Origin of the sequence: Arthrobacter sp. USHLN218, from assembly GCF_037144715.1 — a bacterium.
Taxonomy (GTDB): Bacteria; Actinomycetota; Actinomycetes; order Actinomycetales; family Micrococcaceae; genus Crystallibacter.
The window spans coordinates 448,330-464,130 of sequence record NZ_JBBCYT010000003.1; the positions used below are offsets into that span (position 1 = coordinate 448,330).

Consider the following 15,801-nt stretch of genomic DNA (forward strand, 5'->3'; position numbering starts at 1 on the left):
TGGTGCGTGAAAGAGTGGGGCCGTGCGCTTTACCCGTGACGAACTGCTCAGCTACCGCGACGCCACGGTGCCGGACCTGCTGGGCCCGGGGCTGCGCCTGCTCTTCGTGGGCATCAATCCCGGCCTGTGGTCGGCGGCGACGGCCACCCACTTCGCGCGGCCGGGCAACCGCTTCTACCCCGCCCTGGCGGCCGCCGGCATCACGGACCACCTGATCCGTGCGGGAGACGGCATGGCGGACGCGGACCGCAGCCACCTGGTGGCCCGCGGCGTGGGCATTACCAATATCGTCGCCCGGGCCACGGCGAGGGCCGACGAGCTGGAGGCCGCGGAGCTCAGGGACGGAGCGGACCGCCTCGCCGCAAAGGTCACAGCACTTGGCCCGCGCGTCGTGGCGGTGGCCGGGATCACCGCGTACCGCGTCGGGTTCGGCAGGCCGAAGGCGACGCTCGGACGGCAGCCCGAGACGATCGCCGGGGCCGAGTTGTGGGCCGTGCCCAATCCCAGCGGGCTGAACGCGCATGAGAGCGTGGCCAGCCTGGCGGATGCGTATCGTGCCGCCGCCCGCGCCGCAGGCCTGTGCCTGCCCGGAAACGGCGCCGCCGGCGAGGCGTAGCCGAAGGAGCGCCTCCGGTCAGCCCAGGCTGAACGGCGCCTTGGCGGGCAGCGGGTGCTTCTGCTTCAGGGCGGCCCGGTCCTGCGGCGGCGCCGCGGCAATGCTCAGCTTGGTGAAGTCCAGCTTGGCCTCGCGCAGGCACACCTTCAGGCCCGCCACGGCCTTCGCGGCGTCCGGGGCCAGGCAGAAGATGTTCAGCTTGTGCGGGGCGAACTCGGTGCGGTCCACGGTGCCGAGGCCGCGCCAGGCGAAGAACTCGGTGATGGCGCGCCGGGCCTTGTCCTCGAGGTAGCGGTCCCGCTCGCTGCCGCCCGCGGTCTTCAGCGCGTACTGGGCTACTACCGTGGACTGTTCCTCCGCCGGGATCTCGGCGTAGCCGTCCTCTGCGCACTGCTGCCCGAAGGCGTCCAGCAGCCCGCCGGCGGCCTCGGCCGTGACGTCGCGGGTCTCCTTGGTGCTGCTCTGGTGCCCGACCGTGCCGTGGTTGACCACGAACTGGGCGTAGTCCTCGTCGAACCAGGCCTCCCGGAACACCAAAGTGCCGTCGTCGAGACGCTTGTAGAAACGGAGGAAATTCATGCCCGTGCCTTCCTGAACCAGTGTGCCGCCGTGCCGTCGAAGGGAGCCGTCCGGTCCCGCACCGCTGCGTAGATCCTGTCGGCCTCGGCGCGCATCGCCTCGATCACCGGCCCGGGGTAGGACATGGACGCCTGGTGGGCGGAGAACTCGTCCTCGTCGTCGATCCACGTGCCGGGTCCGTTGAAAGTCCTGATGACGTCCAGGTCCATGTCGACGAGGGTCACCTCGAATCCGCGCCCCGCGTGCAGTTCGCTCCAGCGGATGTCCGTGGCGATGTCGACATAGATCTCCACGTCCTTGGGGTGCAGCTCGTCGAAGAACGTGACCACATGGTCCCCGCTGTGCGGCACCATGACCAGCGCATCGGAGGCCGCGTAGAAACCGTAGCCGGGCTTGGACACGAAGGAGCCCTCCGGCTGCCAGATCCAGTGCCCGAAGCCGTCGCGGCCGAGGTATTCGCCGGGGACCACCCAGTGCGGCGTGCCGTTCCATTTGCGGTTGCGAAGCACGACCAGCTGGCCACGGTCGATGGAATCCGGTTCCCTCACTGGATCTTCGGGATCTGTCCGGTGGGCAGTTCCTGCCCCGGCAACGGCCGCGCGAACGGAACCTTCGTGCCCAAAACCTGGGCAACGACGTCGTGCGTCACCTGCTGCGCGGTGAGCCCCACCCGCTCCATCACCTGGGCACGCGTGCCGTGCGCGAGGAACTCTACCGGGAGGCCGACCTCGTTCAGCGCGGTATCCACGCCGGCCGCGCGCATTTCCTGGCGGATCCTCGACCCGACGCCGCCGGCGCGGACACCGTCCTCGACGACGATGACGATCCGGTGCCGGGCGGCCAGGGAAATGATCGACGGCGGAACCGGCAGTACCCAGCGCGGATCCACCACGGTGGAACTGATGCCCTGGGCCCCGAGCCGGTTGGAAACCTCCAGCGCCAGCTCGCCCATGGCGCCGACGCTGACGATGAGGACGTCGTTCTCGGTGGATCCGGAGGGGCGGCGCGCGAGCACGTCCACGCCGTCGGAGAGCCGTTCGATGGCCCGGACTTCCTCGCCCACGGAGCCCTTGGAGAAACGCACCACGGTGGGCGCGTCATTGATGGCCACCGCCTCGCGCAGTTCCTCGCGCAGCCGGGTGGCGTCGCGGGGCGCGGCCAGGTGCAGCCCCGGGACGATCTGGAGCATCGACAGGTCCCACATGCCGTGGTGGCTGGGTCCGTCCGGCCCGGTGACGCCGGCGCGGTCCAGCACCACGGTCACACCGGCCTTGTGCAGCGCGACATCCATCAGCAGCTGGTCGAAGGCGCGGTTCAGGAAGGACGCGTACACCGCGACCACCGGGTGCAGCCCGCCAAAGGCCATGCCCGCGGCGCTGGTGAGGGCGTGCTGCTCCGCGATGCCGACGTCGAACACCCGGTCCGGGTGCTTGGCGGCCATCTTGTGCAGGCCCACCGGGATCAGCATGGCACCGGTGATGCCGACGATGTCCGGACGCTCGTCCGCGATGGCCGCGATCTCCTCGGAAAACACGGACGTCCACGACTGCACGCCGCCGGCGTCCAGCGGCTCGCCGGTTTCCGGGTCGATGACCCCGACGGCGTGGAACTGGTCCGCTTCATGGGCGCGGGCGGGCGCGTAGCCGCGCCCCTTCTCCGTCATGGCGTGCACGATCACGGGGCCGCCGTACTTGCGGGCCTGGGTCAGCGCATCCTCCACGGACGCCATGTCATGGCCGTCGATGGGGCCGATGTACTTCATGCCCAGGTCTTCGAACAGGCCCTGCGGGGCCCACCAGTCCTTGAGGCCCTTCTTGGCGGCGTGCAGGCTCTTGTAGGCCAGCTGGCTCAGCAGGCCGCCGTTCTGCAGGCGCCGCTTCCACCAGTCGAGCGTGCCCTCGTAGGCCTTGTGGGTGCGGACCCTGTCGATCGTGGCGCGGAGCGCGGCCAGCTGGTCCGCGAGGCCGCCGATGGTCGGGGCGTAGGACCGGCCGTTGTCGTTGACGACGATGACCACGCGGCGGCTCTTGTCCGCGGCGATGTTGTTGATGGCCTCCCAGGCCATGCCGCCGGTCAGGGCGCCGTCACCGATCATGACCACGACGTACCGCTCCCCCTCGCCGTTCAGCTGCCGCGCGCGCGAGATGCCGTCCGCCCAGGACAGGGAGGACGACGCGTGCGAAGACTCGACGATGTCGTGGATGGATTCGGCGCGGTCCGGGTAGCCCGACAGGCCGCCCTGCTGCCGGAGCGTGGAAAAGTCCTGCCGCCCCGTGAGGAGCTTGTGCACGTACGACTGGTGCCCGGTGTCGAAGACAATGCTGTCCCGCGGGGAATCGAAGACACGGTGGATCCCCAGCGTCAGCTCCACCACGCCGAGGTTCGGGCCGAGGTGCCCGCCGGTCTGGGCGACATTCGTGATCAGGAACTGCCGGATCTCCGCCGCCAGGCTCATCAGCTGCGTCGTGCTGAGCTTGCTGAGGTCCTGAGGATTACGGATTGTCTCCAGTAGGCCCATAGTGCCTCCCTTGCCGTGTCTAGACTGCCTCCGCGCGCTGAAGACTTCGCGGTGGCCAACACTTAACCATAACGCGCAGCGGGCCCCCGGCCCGCCCGAAGGACGGATTGCCGGGGGCCCGCTGCGTTGGGGCCGAACGCGCTTAGGCCGCGGTCAGCTGACGCAGAACGTACTGCAGGATGCCGCCGTTGCGGTAGTAGTCGGCTTCGCCCGGCGTGTCGATTCTCACGACCGCGTCGAACATGGTGACCTTTCCGTCTTCGTCGGTGGCGGTGACCTTCAGGGTCTTCGGGGTGGTGCCGTTGTTCAATTCGGTCACTCCCTCGATCGCGAAGGTCTCGGTGCCGGACAGGCCCAGCGAGGCAGCGCTCTCGCCGGCCGGGAACTGCAGCGGCAGCACGCCCATACCGATCAGGTTCGAGCGGTGGATGCGCTCGAAGCTCTCGGCGATGACGGCCTTGACGCCCAGCAGGGCGGTACCCTTGGCTGCCCAGTCGCGGGACGAGCCGGAGCCGTACTCCTTGCCGGCCAGGACGACCAGCGGGGTGCCGGCGGCCTGGTAGTTCATCGCGGCGTCGTAGATGTAGGCCTGGGGCCCGCCGGTCTGCGTGAAGTCGCGGGTGAAACCGCCCTCCACGCCGTCCAGCAGCAGGTTCTTCAGCCGGATGTTGGCGAAGGTGCCGCGGATCATCACCTCGTGGTTGCCTCGGCGGGATCCGTAGGAGTTGAAGTCCTTGCGCTCCACGCCGTGCTCCAGCAGGTAGCGGCCTGCCGGGCTGTCGGACTTGAAGGAGCCCGCCGGGCTGATGTGGTCCGTGGTCACGGAGTCGCCCAGCTTGGCCAGCACGCGGGCACCGCTGATGTTCGTAACGGGCTCCGGCTGCGCCTTCATGCCCTCGAAGTACGGAGGCTTGCGCACGTAGGTCGAGTCATCTGCCCAGGCGAAGGTGTCGCCCAGCGGGGTCTCGAGTGCACGCCAGCGGTCGTCGCCGTCGAACACGCCGTCATAGCCCTTGGCGAACATCTCTTCGTCGATCGAGGAGTCGATGATGGCCTGGACTTCGGTCGGGCTCGGCCAGATGTCCTTCAGGAAGACCTCGTTGCCTTCGGAGTCCGTGCCGAGCGCGTCCTTCTCGAAGTCGAAGTCCATGGAACCGGCCAGGGCGTACGCGATGACCAGCGGCGGCGAGGCCAGGTAGTTCATCTTGACGTCCGGGTTGATCCGGCCCTCGAAGTTGCGGTTGCCCGAGAGCACCGCGGTCACGGAGAGGTCGTTGGCCTGAATGGCCTCGGAGATCTCGCTTTCGAGCGGTCCCGAGTTGCCGATGCAGGTCGCGCAGCCATAGCCCACGGTGAAGAAGCCGAGCTTCTCAAGGTAGGGCACCAGGCCGGACTTCTCGTAGTACTCGGTGACGACCTTGGAGCCGGGGGCGACAGACGTCTTGACCCACGGCTTGGAGGTCAGGCCCTTGTCGACGGCGTTGCGCGCCAGCACCGCGGCCGCCAGCATCACCGACGGGTTGGACGTGTTGGTGCAGGAGGTGATCGAGGCGATGGTGACCGCGCCGTGGTCCAGCACGAACTCGCGGCCGTCCTCCATCTTGACGTCGACCGCCTTGGTCGGGCGGCCGTCGGAGTTCGCGGCTGCCGAGTGGCGGACGGTCGAAGTCATCGCCGGAGCGTCCGAGGCGGGGAAGCTCTCTTCGAGTGCCTCGTCCAGGGCGTCCTCGTTGGCTGCCTTGACGTAGTTGTGCAGGTCCTTGCGGAACTGGTCCTTGGAGGCGCTGAGCTCGATGCGGTCCTGGGGACGCTTCGGGCCGGCGATCGACGGCACAACCGTGGACAGGTCCAGCTCGAGGTACTCGGAGAAGCGCAGCTCGCGGCTCGGGTCGTGCCAGAGGCCCTGCTCCTTGGTGTAGGCCTCGACGAGGGCGATGTTCTCCTCGGAGCGGCCGGTCAGGCGCAGGTAGTCCAGGGTGACGTCGTCGATCGGGAACATGGCGGCGGTCGAGCCGAATTCGGGGCTCATGTTGCCGATCGTGGCGCGGTTGGCCAGCGGCACGGCCGCGACGCCCTCGCCGTAGAACTCGACGAACTTGCCGACGACGCCGTGCTTGCGCAGCATCTCGGTGATGGTCAGCACCACGTCGGTGGCGGTGGCGCCGGCGGGGATTTCGCCGGTGAGCTTGAAGCCGACAACGCGCGGGATCAGCATCGAGACGGGCTGGCCGAGCATGGCAGCCTCGGCCTCGATGCCGCCGACGCCCCAGCCCAGCACGCCCAGGCCGTTGACCATGGTGGTGTGGGAGTCGGTGCCGACGCAGGTGTCCGGGTAGGCACGGAGCTTGGCCTGCCCGTCTTCGACTACTTCGCGGGTCATGACCGTGCGGGCCAGGTATTCGATGTTGACCTGGTGAACGATGCCGGTGCCCGGGGGGACAACCTTGAAGTCGTCGAACGCGGTCTGGCCCCAGCGCAGGAACTGGTAACGCTCGCCGTTGCGCTGGTACTCGATCTCCATGTTGCGCTCGACCGCCTGGGCGTTGCCGAAGACATCGATCTGGACGGAGTGGTCGATGACCATCTCGGCCGGTGCCAGCGGGTTCACGCGCTTCGGGTCGCCGCCGAGCTCCTTCACGGCCTCGCGCATGGTGGCCAGGTCGACCACGCAGGGAACGCCGGTGAAGTCCTGCATGATCACGCGGGCGGGCGTGAACTGGATTTCGGTGTTCGGCTGGGCCTTGGGATCCCAGCCGGCCAGGGCGCGGACATGGTCCGCGGTGATGTTGGCACCGTCTTCGGTGCGCAGCAGGTTCTCCAGGAGAACCTTGAGGCTGAACGGAAGGCTGTCGGCGCCTTCGATCGAATTCAGCCGGAAAATTTCGTATTCGGTACCGCCGACGTTCAACGCGCCTTTGGAACCGAAGCTGTCCACATTGCTCACAGGGGACTCCTCTCGCCATTCACATCTTTGTTGCCCGTCCGGACGCCCCGCCAGTTAGGCGGGCCTAATCGGCAAGCGTGCGGCTGGATTGCGGCAGAGCTGTTGCCAGCCTATCCCCGCAGCCCTTGGGCAGATCCCCGGAACCGGGAATCTCTTGACATCAAGATTTACCAGAACCCTACTTTCCAAATATCTTGATGTCAAGATAACTTGGACTAGACAGGGCCGGCGCGAAGGATCAGTGGGACATGGAGCGGCAGATGGATGCGGTGGACGAAATCATCGACGGTTGGCAGGGTGTCATGCCCTCGGAGAACGTCGAGCCGATGGGCGTCTTCAGCCGTATCAGCCGGCTGGCCCAGCGCTTCGATGCCCTGCGGCGCAACGCCTTGGCTGCCCACGGCCTGCAATTGGGCGACTTCGATGTGCTCTCGGCCATCCGGCGCTCCCCCGACGGTGCGATGACCGCCGGGCAGTTGGCCAAGGAGAACCTGGTGACCTCGGGCACCATGACCAACCGCATCGACCGGCTGGTAGCCCGGGGCCTGGTGGGCCGCTCGACGGACCTCGCCGACGCGCGGATCGTGCGGGTGGAACTCCACCCGGAGGGCCGGCGGATCGTGGATGCCGCATTCGTCGAGCTCCTGCGCATCGAACACGAGCTCCTCGGCTCCATCCGGGAAGCCGACCGCCAGCCGCTGGTGGACCGGCTCCGCGAGCTGCTGGCACGGATCGAGGCCTAGCTGCGCTCCCGCTCGCTGCTGCGCGTCAGGCGCGCACCAGCAGGCCGAAGGACTCCATGTGGTGCGTATTCGGGTAGAGGTCGAAGACCCGCAGGTCCTGCAGCTCCCAGCCAAGCTTGAGGAAGTAGCCTAGGTCGCGCGCGAAGGACGCGGGGTCGCACGCCACGTAGCCGACCACCGAGGGGCGTTTGCCGTGCAGCTGCTCCACCACCTTCCGGCCGGCACCGGCGCGGGGCGGATCGAGCACCACGGCATCCAGCCGGTCGTGGTGGCGCTGCAGCACGTTCTCGACTTTGCCCTGCACGATCTGCACCTGTTCCATGCCGTGCAGGTTCTTGCGGGCGTCGCGGCTGGTGCCCGGGGAACCTTCCACGGAGAGGACCGCACCCGAAGGCCCGACGGCGGCGCCCAGCGGCGCGGTGAACAGCCCGGCACCGGCGTAGAGGTCCGCGACGCGCTGGCCCGGTCGCGGGTCCACGCCCGCCAGCACGGCACTGGTCAGCACCTGCGGGGCCGAGCGGTGGATCTGCCAGAACCCCTCCCCTGTCACCCGGTATTCGTGGCCGCGGCAGCTTTCGGCCACCCAGGTCCGGCCGCGCAGCCGCGTCAGCCGCTGTTCCTCGGGTTCCCATACGGCGACCGACGCGGGCGCCGGAATGCGCCCGGCGATGGCGGCCAGCCGGCGGGGGCTCGCGCCCTTGGCCGGCACCAGCAGCACCAGCGGCGCCGAACCGTTGGCGGGTGCCGCCACCTCAACCCGCACCAGCTGGCTGAGGTCCTGCTCCCAGAGCCGCAGCTCATTGATGGCCGGTACGGCCAGCGGCATGTCGGTCACCGGGATCAGCTGGTCCGAGCGGTGGGCATTCATCGCCAGCCGCCCGGACTGGTCCACGGCGAAAGCCGCCCGCGTACGCCAGCCCAGCCCGCCGTCGTCGTTCGCATCCGCAGCTTCCACGCTGACGCTGCGCTCCACGCCCGCCAGGCGGTGCAGCTGTTCCTCGAAGATGGCAGCCTTCAGCGCGCGCTGCTCGCCCAGGGCGATGTGGCCGAACTCGGCCCCGCCGACCGGCGGCTTGCCCGCCTTGGCCGCCAGCAGCGCGTCGGCCGGGGCCCAGGGGTGCGCCTCGCGGTGCGGGGAGGCCTCCAGGACCTCGACGGTGTCGGCGCGCCAGAATCCCGCGTCCGGGCCGCCGTCAGTGACGCGGACCCGCACCCGCTCCCCCGGCAGGGCGTGCCGCACGAAGACGACGCGGCCCTCATGCCGGGCGATGAAGTGGCCGCCATGGGCGGGCGCGGAAACGGTCAGTTCCAGCTCGAGGTCGGAGTCACGGTCGGTGGCCTGCGGCATTTAGGAAAGCTCCTGGAATTTGCGGACCGCATCGGAGGACGCGAGCTGCCATGGCACGCTGGCCACCATGACGCCCGGTTCGAAGTGCAGTCGGGTCTTGATCCGCAGGGCGGTCTGGTTGTGCACGAGTTGCTCCCACCAGCGCCCCACGACGTATTCGGGAATGTACACGACCACAAGGTCCCGCGGGGAATCGCGGCGGATGTTCTGGATGTAGTTGATGATCGGCGTGGTGGTGTCCCGGTAGGGCGACGCGAGCACGGTGATCGGCACCGGGATCTTCAGCCGGTCCCAGTCGGCCAGCGTCTGCGCGGTCTCCTCCTCGTCGATGTCCACGATCACGGCGTCCAGCTTCGAGGGCCGCGAGGCCCGGGCGAACGCCAGCGCGCGCAGCACCGGCTTGCGGACGTGCGAGACGAGGATCACCGCGTGCACCCGCGACGGCAGGGCCGTAGCCTGGCCCGTCTCCTCCACCGCCAGCTCGCGGGCGACCTGCTGGTAGTGCCGGTTGATGCTGTACATGGCCAGCCCCAGCAGGAAGATGCCGGCGACCGCAATCCAGGCGCCGAAGACGAACTTGCTGACCAGCACGACCACCAGCACCGTGGCGGTGAGGATGAAGCCGATGAGGTTGATCAGCCGGGACCGCATCATCTTCCGCCGCAGGCGCCGGTTCGGCGTGGAGCGGATCAGCCGCGAGAAGTGCTTGATCATGCCCAGCTGGCTGAAGGTGAAGGAGACGAATACACCGACCACATACAGCTGGATCAGCTGCGTCACGTCCGCACGGGTGACCAGGATCAGCAGCAGCGCCGCCCCGGCCAGCGCCAGGACGCCGTTGCTGAAGCTGAGCCGGTCACCGCGGGTGCGCAGCTGGCGCGGGAGGAAACCGTCCGTGGCGAGGATGGACGCCAGGGCGGGGAAAGAAGTGAAGGCAGAGTGGCTGGCCAGCACCAGGATCAGGCCGGTCGCGGCAACCACCAGGTAGAAGAGCACGTTGCCGCGGTCGAACACGGTGGCTGCCAGCTGGCTGATGACCGGCATCTGCACATAGTCGGCCGGCAGCGGCCCGCCGTTCAGGCGCAGCTGCTCCGCGGGCACCTGCACCACGTGCACGCGCGTGGCGCGGGCGAGGTACAGCACGGCCATGGTCATCACGGTCGCGGCGATACCGAGCACGAGCAGCGCCGTCGCGGCGTTCCTGGCCCGGGGCGGGCGGAAGGCCCGCACGTTACTGGCCGGGGTCTCCACGCCGGTCAGCGCGGCGGCGCCGGTGGAGAAGGCCCGCAGCACCAGGAAGGCGCCGGCCAGGCCGGTCAGGCCGGCCTGGAACTCGGCGGCCGGAACGATGTCCAGCTCGGCGCTGGGGGCCAGTTCCAGCTGCCCGCCCAGGTCCTGGATGAAGCCGACCAGGCACATCAGCAGGATGAGGCCGACGAACGCATAGGTCGGGATGGCCACGGCGCGGCCGCCGCGGCGCAACCCGCGCAGGTGGAGAAACGCCAGGACAACGACGCCGAGGGCAGCGGCCACCGGTTGTCCTCCGTGGAGTGCGGGGAAAGCGGAAATCAGGTAGTGCGCCGCCGACGACATCGACACCGCAACGGTGAGCACGTAGTCGAACATCAGCGCCGAACCGACGGTGATGCCCGCCGTCTTGCCGAGGTTCTCGCTGGCGATCTGGTAGTCGCCGCCGGAAGGGTAGGCGTGCACGCTCTGCCGGTAGGAGGCGATGATGACGAGCAGGACAACCATGACCGCCAGCCCCACCAGCGGCGACAGCGCCACGGCCGAGACGCCGGCCAGCGCCAGCGTGAGCAGGATCTCATCCGGCGAGTAGGCCACGGAGGACAGGGCGTTCGCGGAAAACACCGGCAGCGCCAGCCACTGCGGCAGCGGCTGCACCTTGGCCCGTTCCGTCCGGAAGGGCCGGCCCACCAAGATCCGCTTGAGGGCGTCAAGATATGTCAGCACAGCCCACAACCGTAACCGCTTGCCTGCAGGGTTGTCATGGAATCACTCTAAGCCGCCGGCCGGGCTGCAAAGGGTTAAGCTGGCAGCAGGACAGCTTGGAACAGCGGAAGAGGCATCGACAGTGGCGCATTTCGTCATCATGGGCTGCGGACGCGTCGGCGTCACCCTGGCCCACACCCTCGACGACTCCGGCCACAGCGTCGCGGTCATTGACCAGGACGACCGCGCCTTCCGCCGCCTGCGCAGCGACTTTTCCGGCCGCAAGGTCACCGGCGTGGGATTTGACCGGGACACGCTCCGCCACGCCGACATCGAGAAGGCCTACGCCTTCGCTGCGGTTTCAAGCGGCGACAATTCGAACATCCTTGCGACTCGGGTGGCACGGGAGACCTTCCACGTCCAGCACGTCGTGGCCCGCATCTACGACCCGGGGCGCGCCGAGATCTACCAGCGCCTGGGCATTCCCACGGTGGCGGCCGTGCGCTGGAGCGCGGACCAGGTGCTGCGCAGGATCCTGCCCGAGCAGAGCATCAAGGGCGACTACCGCGAAGCCTCCGGCCGGCTGATCCTGGGCGAGGTGTCGCTGCACGAGGCGTGGGCCGGGCACTTCCTCACCGAAATCGAGGCCCTGTCGGGGGCGAGGGTGGCCTACCTGACCCGCTTCGGCGAGGGCGTGCTGCCGGGCCCGGAGACCCGCTTCCAGCACGGGGACATCGTGCATGCCATGATGCGCGTGGATGCCACGCATGAAATCTCCGCAGTCCTGTCCAAGCCTCCGGTGAAGGAGTCCGAATGAAGGTCGTCATTGCCGGCGCCGGCAGCGTCGGCTCCTCGATCGCCCGCGAACTGCTGTCCAACAACCACGAGATCCTTCTCATCGACCAGAAGCCCGAGGTGATCGGCCGCAGCGGACTCAAGGGAGCCCGCTGGCTCATCGGGGACGCGTGCGAGATCACCACCCTGCGCGATGCGAAGCTGGAAGAGGCGGACGTCGTCGTCTCCGCGACGGGCGATGACAAGGTGAACCTCGTCGTGTCCCTGCTGGCCAAAAGCGAATTCGGCGTCGGCAGGACCGTGGGCCGGGTCAACAACCCGAAGAACGACTGGATGTTCGACGATTCCTGGGGCGTCGACGTCGCCGTCAACACCCCGCGGCTCATGACCGCCCTGGTGGAAGAGGCCGTCGAGATCGGCGACCTGGTCCGCCTGCTGACGCTGCAGACCGGCGTGGCCTCGATCGTGGAATTCACCGTGCCCGGCGACTCCGGCCTGATCGGCAGCACGCTCGGTTCGGTGGACTGGCCCCAGGACGCGACGGTGGTCGCGATCCTCCGCGACGACGCACCGATCACCCCGAGCGCCGACGACGTGATCGAAGCGAGCGACGAACTGTTCTTCGTCACCACGATCGCGGCCGAACAGGAGCTGCGGTCAGTCCTGCTCGCCCGCCCGGCCGGTGCTGCCACCGGCGAGGGTGCTGTCGGCCGGGCGTGACACCAGCCAGGCCAGCCACAGCCCGAGGGCATAGAGCGGCAGGCCCATGACCAGCCGCGCGGTGCCGAGTGCGACCAGGCCGTCTTCGCCCATGAAGTAGAGCGGCACCTGCACCAGCAGCCGCAGCACCAGGACCGAGGTCACGATCCAGGTGGCCAGCACATAGGCCTTCAGCCGGCGCGGCTGCTTCCGCCAGTCGAGGCCTTCCCCGCGGATGAAGCCGAAGAGCAGCCCGGCGAGGGGCCATTTCACCAGGACTGAGACCACCATGCCAACGATGTACGCGGCGTTGGTGATGAAGCCCCAGACGTAGAAGTCCTCGGCACGCCCCGTGCTGTTGGCCACGAACGCGCAGATGGCCACGCCGACCAGGCCCGAGAAGGCCTGCGTCACGGTTCCGCGCTGGATAAGCCGCAACACAGTGAATACGGCCGCAGTGCCGAGGGCGCCGATCAAGGCGGGGCCAAGGTCGCGGCTGACGGTGAAGACGACCAGGAAGATGATGCCGGGCAGGACACTTTCGACGAGGCCGCGGACCCCGCCGATGGATTTGAGGACGTCGATCTGCCCGTCGTCGCGCCGCTCCATGCCCGCCTTGGCAGCGTAGCTGCCGGCCAGGTCGGACAGGGACTTCTCGGGTTCGTCCCGCGGTGCGGGCTGTTCAGTCATGACTCGTTCTCCAGCAGGCTCAGGATCTCGTATCCCGGGTTGTACATGGTGGGCAGGCCGTCGACTTCGGACACCATGCCGTCGAACCCCAGCCGGATCCCGGCGTCGATCCCCGGCACCGTGCGCTGGCCGAGCCAGACCAGGCGGATCCGGCCCCGCCTGGACGCCGCCTTGGCTCCGGGCTCCGTACCCGGCAGCTCGGAGACGACCACGGCTGCGAAACTCGGGGCCTCGCCGGCGGGCAGGATGGTCACCGACTCCACGAAGCCGGACGAACGGATCCGCCCGCGCTCCGGCAGACGGTCCAGCGGCACCGTTGCCGCCGCCGTCCGCAGCCGTGCGCCCGAATCAACCAATGTGCGTGATCTCCGGCCCGCGTTCCGGTGCGCTGAGCCCCGGCTTGGCTTCGGGTTCGGGCTGCGGCGCGGCGTCCTTCGGAAGGCGCAGCTGCAGCAGGTCGCGGGGAGGCAGCGGCTGGCCGCCGCGGACCACGACGGTGGAGCGGAACAGTTCCTCCAGCTCCGCCGATTTCTCCCGGTCCAGCGCCGCGGCGCCGCCGATCACACCGCGAAGGAACCAGCGCGGCCCGTCCACGCCGACGAAACGCGCGACCCGGTAGCCGGTCTTGCCGTCCGGCGTCTGCGCCGGGAGCTTGGCCACGACCTCGGTACCCAGCGGTCCCTCGAGCTCCTCGACCTCGCCGCCCTGGGAGCCGACCGAGGCGGCGATCTGTTCCCGGATCTCCGGCCAGAGCGACTCGGACTTCGGGGCGGCAAAGGCCTGCAGCTGCAGGCTCGACCCGGCCAGGTCCAGCGTTACTGCGATGACGCGCTGGGTGCGCTCTTCGACTTCCAGGCGGAGCTGCAGGCCTTCGCGCGGGCGGATCTTCAGGGCCCCGAGGTCCAGGTAGTCTTCCCCGGTGTCCTTCTCGGCGCTGTCGAAGGGCCCGTCGACACGGAAGGCGTCCTTGTCCGGCAGCCCCGCGGAACCGGCTTCGCCGGGCTCACCTTCGGAGGCGGCAACTTCCTCGGTGCCCGCGGTCCGGGTGCCATCGGCAGGCTCGACGGGTTCGGCAGCGTCACTGCTCTTCTTGCGGCGCCCAAATACCATCGTGGCTTTCCTCTCGGACTTGATGCGATTGGCCGGCGGCCGGAGGGCGCGCCGGGACGTTTCTTTATTGTGCGGCGGTGAACCCGCCGGTGGATCCAAAGCCGCCCGTGCCGCGGACGGAACCGGGCAGCTCAGCAACCAGTTCGAAGGACGCGGTTTCGACGCGCTGGATCACCATCTGGGCGATGCGGTCCCCGCGCTTGAACTCGAGTGCCGCGGCGGCGTCCGTATTCAGCAGCGTCACGGCGATCTCGCCCCGGTAGCCTGCATCAACGGTGCCGGGGGCGTTCACGATGGTCAGCCCGTGCTTAGTCGCCAGTCCGGAGCGCGGGTGGATCAGCGCCACGTAGCCCGCGGGAAGGGCAATCGCCACGCCCGTCGGCACCAGGACGCGCTCCCCCGGGCCGATCCGGAAATCGATCCTGGTCCGCAGGTCGGCGCCGGCGTCGCCGGGGTGCGCATACGAAGGTGCCTCCAGCGCGTCGTCGAGCATTTTCAGCTGAACGTTCAGCGTTGGTTGAATTTCCTGCACTCGTGACCGTTCCTCGTTCGGCGCGGCGAAGCCGCCGCGGGCATTTCCGCACATCACTCTATCCTCTTTGGCCGGGCCCCAGCTACGGCGTCGGTGCGCCGGCGTCCAGTCCCCGGCGTCCCGATCGCGCCGCCCGCGCAGGATAAGCTGAAACCCATGAGCGCAACACCTTCCCCCGCCGCCGGCCAGCCCACGGGATCCGCTACGGAACCGATCTACCAGGAGCGGCTCTGGCCGAACTTCTGGGTCTGGCTTATCGCGGCGGGTGTTTCCGGGGCGGTCATCTTCGTGCTGGCTCCGATCAGCCTGACCACCGGCTACATCGCCGCCGTCGTCACCGCCCTCATCCTGGGCTTCCTGCTCTTCATCTCCACGCCGCGGATCACCGTGACCGACCGGAGCCTGCAGGTGGGCCGCGCGCAGATCGAACGCGAGTTCATCGGTGCGGTGGAAGGCTTCCGGGGAGACGCCGCCGTCGAACAGCGCGGACCCAGGCTCAACGCCACCGCGTACCAATGCATCCGCGGCTGGATCTCGCCGGTCGTGAAAATCGAAATCACGGACCAGGCAGACCGCACGCCCTACTGGCTGACGTCCACGCGCCGCCCGGAACAACTGGTCGCCGCCCTCGGTCAGCCTTCGCAGTCCTTGCAGTAGAGCAGCCCGTCCTTCTCCTTCGCTACCTGCGAGCGATGGCGGACCAGGAAGCATGAGGCGCAGGTGAATTCATCGGACTGGGCCGGCATGACACGGACCAGCAGCTCTTCGCCCGACAGGTCCGCGCCGGGAAGCTCGAATCCTTCGGCGGCCTCCGCTTCGTCTTCGTCCACCACGGCTGACTGCTTGTCGGTCCGGTGCGACTTCAGCTCTTCGATCGAGTCCTCGCTCAGCTCCTCGTCGGGTTTGCGCGGCGCATCGTAGTCAGTGGCCATGATCGTCTTCTTCACGCTCCGGTTCTGTGGCTTGTGTGAGGGGCGGGTCGTCCGCGGACGGAAGCCCTGGGGCTGCTGGCAGGTTTGTCAGAGCACAACGCCCGGGGTGCCGGGTTTGTGCCCGCAACGCGAAGATTGTTGCCTACTTGCCGTGCAAACGCCAACCCGCCGCCGGATCTTAACCGCCGGCCGGGCGCGCACGGGCGCCCGCGGGCAGTCTGGCAGAGGGCGCACGGGCGCCGCCGAGCCAGCTAGTCCGCGCCACACCCGCTCAAACAGTAGGAAATAGGCCCTTTCGATGGCAGAGTTTCAGCAGGAATTGTCGTCTGGTGGAGGGTTTTC

At 68.5% G+C, this 15,801-nt stretch carries 16 protein-coding genes; 5 read left to right on the forward strand and 11 right to left on the reverse strand.

Annotated features, from left to right (window positions below; all coding sequences use genetic code 11):
• Positions 1–22: 22 nt before the first annotated feature.
• Positions 23–616 (forward strand): mismatch-specific DNA-glycosylase, encoded by a 594-nt coding sequence (locus WFH44_RS09385; RefSeq protein WP_336713550.1) that lies wholly within the window; start codon positions 23–25, stop codon positions 614–616.
• Between the two features lie 18 nt (positions 617–634).
• Here the strand turns inward: WFH44_RS09385 and WFH44_RS09390 are convergent, their stop codons facing one another.
• From WFH44_RS09390 to acnA, 4 genes are all read right to left on the reverse strand, one after another.
• Positions 635–1,195 carry a hypothetical protein gene (locus WFH44_RS09390; RefSeq protein WP_336713551.1) on the reverse strand — a complete coding sequence of 187 codons (561 nt, stop codon included), beginning with the start codon at positions 1,193–1,195 and terminating at the stop codon, positions 635–637.
• The gene (locus WFH44_RS09395) at positions 1,192–1,743 is read right to left on the reverse strand and encodes a DUF402 domain-containing protein (protein WP_336713552.1); all 552 of its coding nucleotides are present in this window, start codon (positions 1,741–1,743) and stop codon (positions 1,192–1,194) included. The genes WFH44_RS09390 and WFH44_RS09395 overlap by 4 nt, the downstream gene beginning before the upstream one ends.
• Complete coding sequence (dxs, locus tag WFH44_RS09400; RefSeq protein WP_336713553.1) at positions 1,740–3,713, reverse strand: 1-deoxy-D-xylulose-5-phosphate synthase; 1,974 nt, start codon at positions 3,711–3,713, stop codon at positions 1,740–1,742. The genes WFH44_RS09395 and dxs overlap by 4 nt, the downstream gene beginning before the upstream one ends.
• 142 nt (positions 3,714–3,855) lie before the next feature.
• Entirely contained in the window at positions 3,856–6,657 is a 2,802-nt protein-coding gene (gene acnA / locus WFH44_RS09405) for an aconitate hydratase AcnA (protein WP_336713554.1), read from the reverse strand.
• A gap of 248 nt (positions 6,658–6,905) precedes the next feature.
• Here acnA and WFH44_RS09410 point away from each other — a divergent pair, with 248 nt between their 5' ends.
• Positions 6,906–7,400: a MarR family winged helix-turn-helix transcriptional regulator gene (locus WFH44_RS09410; protein WP_336713555.1), complete on the forward strand. Its 495-nt coding sequence runs from the start codon at positions 6,906–6,908 to the stop codon at positions 7,398–7,400.
• A gap of 25 nt (positions 7,401–7,425) precedes the next feature.
• On the opposite strand, the gene WFH44_RS09415 is transcribed toward WFH44_RS09410, so the two are convergent.
• Both WFH44_RS09415 and WFH44_RS09420 read right to left on the reverse strand, forming a co-directional pair.
• Entirely contained in the window at positions 7,426–8,748 is a 1,323-nt protein-coding gene (locus tag WFH44_RS09415) for a class I SAM-dependent RNA methyltransferase (protein ID WP_336713556.1), read from the reverse strand.
• On the reverse strand, positions 8,749–10,722 hold the full coding sequence (locus WFH44_RS09420) for an APC family permease (RefSeq protein WP_336713557.1): 1,974 nt from the start codon (positions 10,720–10,722) through the stop codon (positions 8,749–8,751). It lies immediately after the preceding gene.
• A 121-nt stretch (positions 10,723–10,843) separates the two neighbouring features.
• Between WFH44_RS09420 and WFH44_RS09425 the strand changes: the two genes are divergently transcribed.
• Entirely contained in the window at positions 10,844–11,518 is a 675-nt protein-coding gene (locus WFH44_RS09425; RefSeq protein ID WP_336713558.1) for a potassium channel family protein, read from the forward strand.
• Complete coding sequence (locus WFH44_RS09430) at positions 11,515–12,216, forward strand: potassium channel family protein (protein ID WP_336713559.1); 702 nt, start codon at positions 11,515–11,517, stop codon at positions 12,214–12,216. Before WFH44_RS09425 ends, WFH44_RS09430 begins: the two co-directional genes overlap by 4 nt.
• On the opposite strand, the gene WFH44_RS09435 is transcribed toward WFH44_RS09430, so the two are convergent.
• The 4 genes from WFH44_RS09435 to dut form a co-directional block, all read right to left on the reverse strand.
• A complete protein-coding gene (locus WFH44_RS09435) occupies positions 12,154–12,885 on the reverse strand; it encodes a DUF3159 domain-containing protein (RefSeq protein ID WP_336713560.1) in 732 nt (243 codons plus the stop codon). The two genes, WFH44_RS09430 and WFH44_RS09435, sit on opposite strands and share 63 nt — an antisense overlap.
• A complete protein-coding gene (locus WFH44_RS09440) occupies positions 12,882–13,241 on the reverse strand; it encodes a hypothetical protein (RefSeq protein WP_336713561.1) in 360 nt (119 codons plus the stop codon). Before WFH44_RS09440 ends, WFH44_RS09435 begins: the two co-directional genes overlap by 4 nt.
• On the reverse strand, positions 13,234–13,995 hold the full coding sequence (locus WFH44_RS09445; RefSeq protein ID WP_336713562.1) for a DUF3710 domain-containing protein: 762 nt from the start codon (positions 13,993–13,995) through the stop codon (positions 13,234–13,236). Before WFH44_RS09445 ends, WFH44_RS09440 begins: the two co-directional genes overlap by 8 nt.
• A 64-nt stretch (positions 13,996–14,059) precedes the next feature.
• Positions 14,060–14,581, reverse strand: coding sequence for a dUTP diphosphatase (gene dut / locus WFH44_RS09450; RefSeq protein ID WP_336713563.1), 522 nt, complete (start codon positions 14,579–14,581; stop codon positions 14,060–14,062).
• 102 nt (positions 14,582–14,683) lie between these two features.
• Between dut and WFH44_RS09455 the strand changes: the two genes are divergently transcribed.
• Positions 14,684–15,184 (forward strand): DUF3093 domain-containing protein, encoded by a 501-nt coding sequence (locus WFH44_RS09455; protein ID WP_336713564.1) that lies wholly within the window; start codon positions 14,684–14,686, stop codon positions 15,182–15,184.
• On the opposite strand, the gene WFH44_RS09460 is transcribed toward WFH44_RS09455, so the two are convergent.
• A complete protein-coding gene (locus WFH44_RS09460; RefSeq protein WP_262104288.1) occupies positions 15,160–15,459 on the reverse strand; it encodes a DUF4193 domain-containing protein in 300 nt (99 codons plus the stop codon). The genes WFH44_RS09455 and WFH44_RS09460 overlap by 25 nt on opposite strands.
• Between the last annotated feature and the right edge of the window lie 342 nt (positions 15,460–15,801).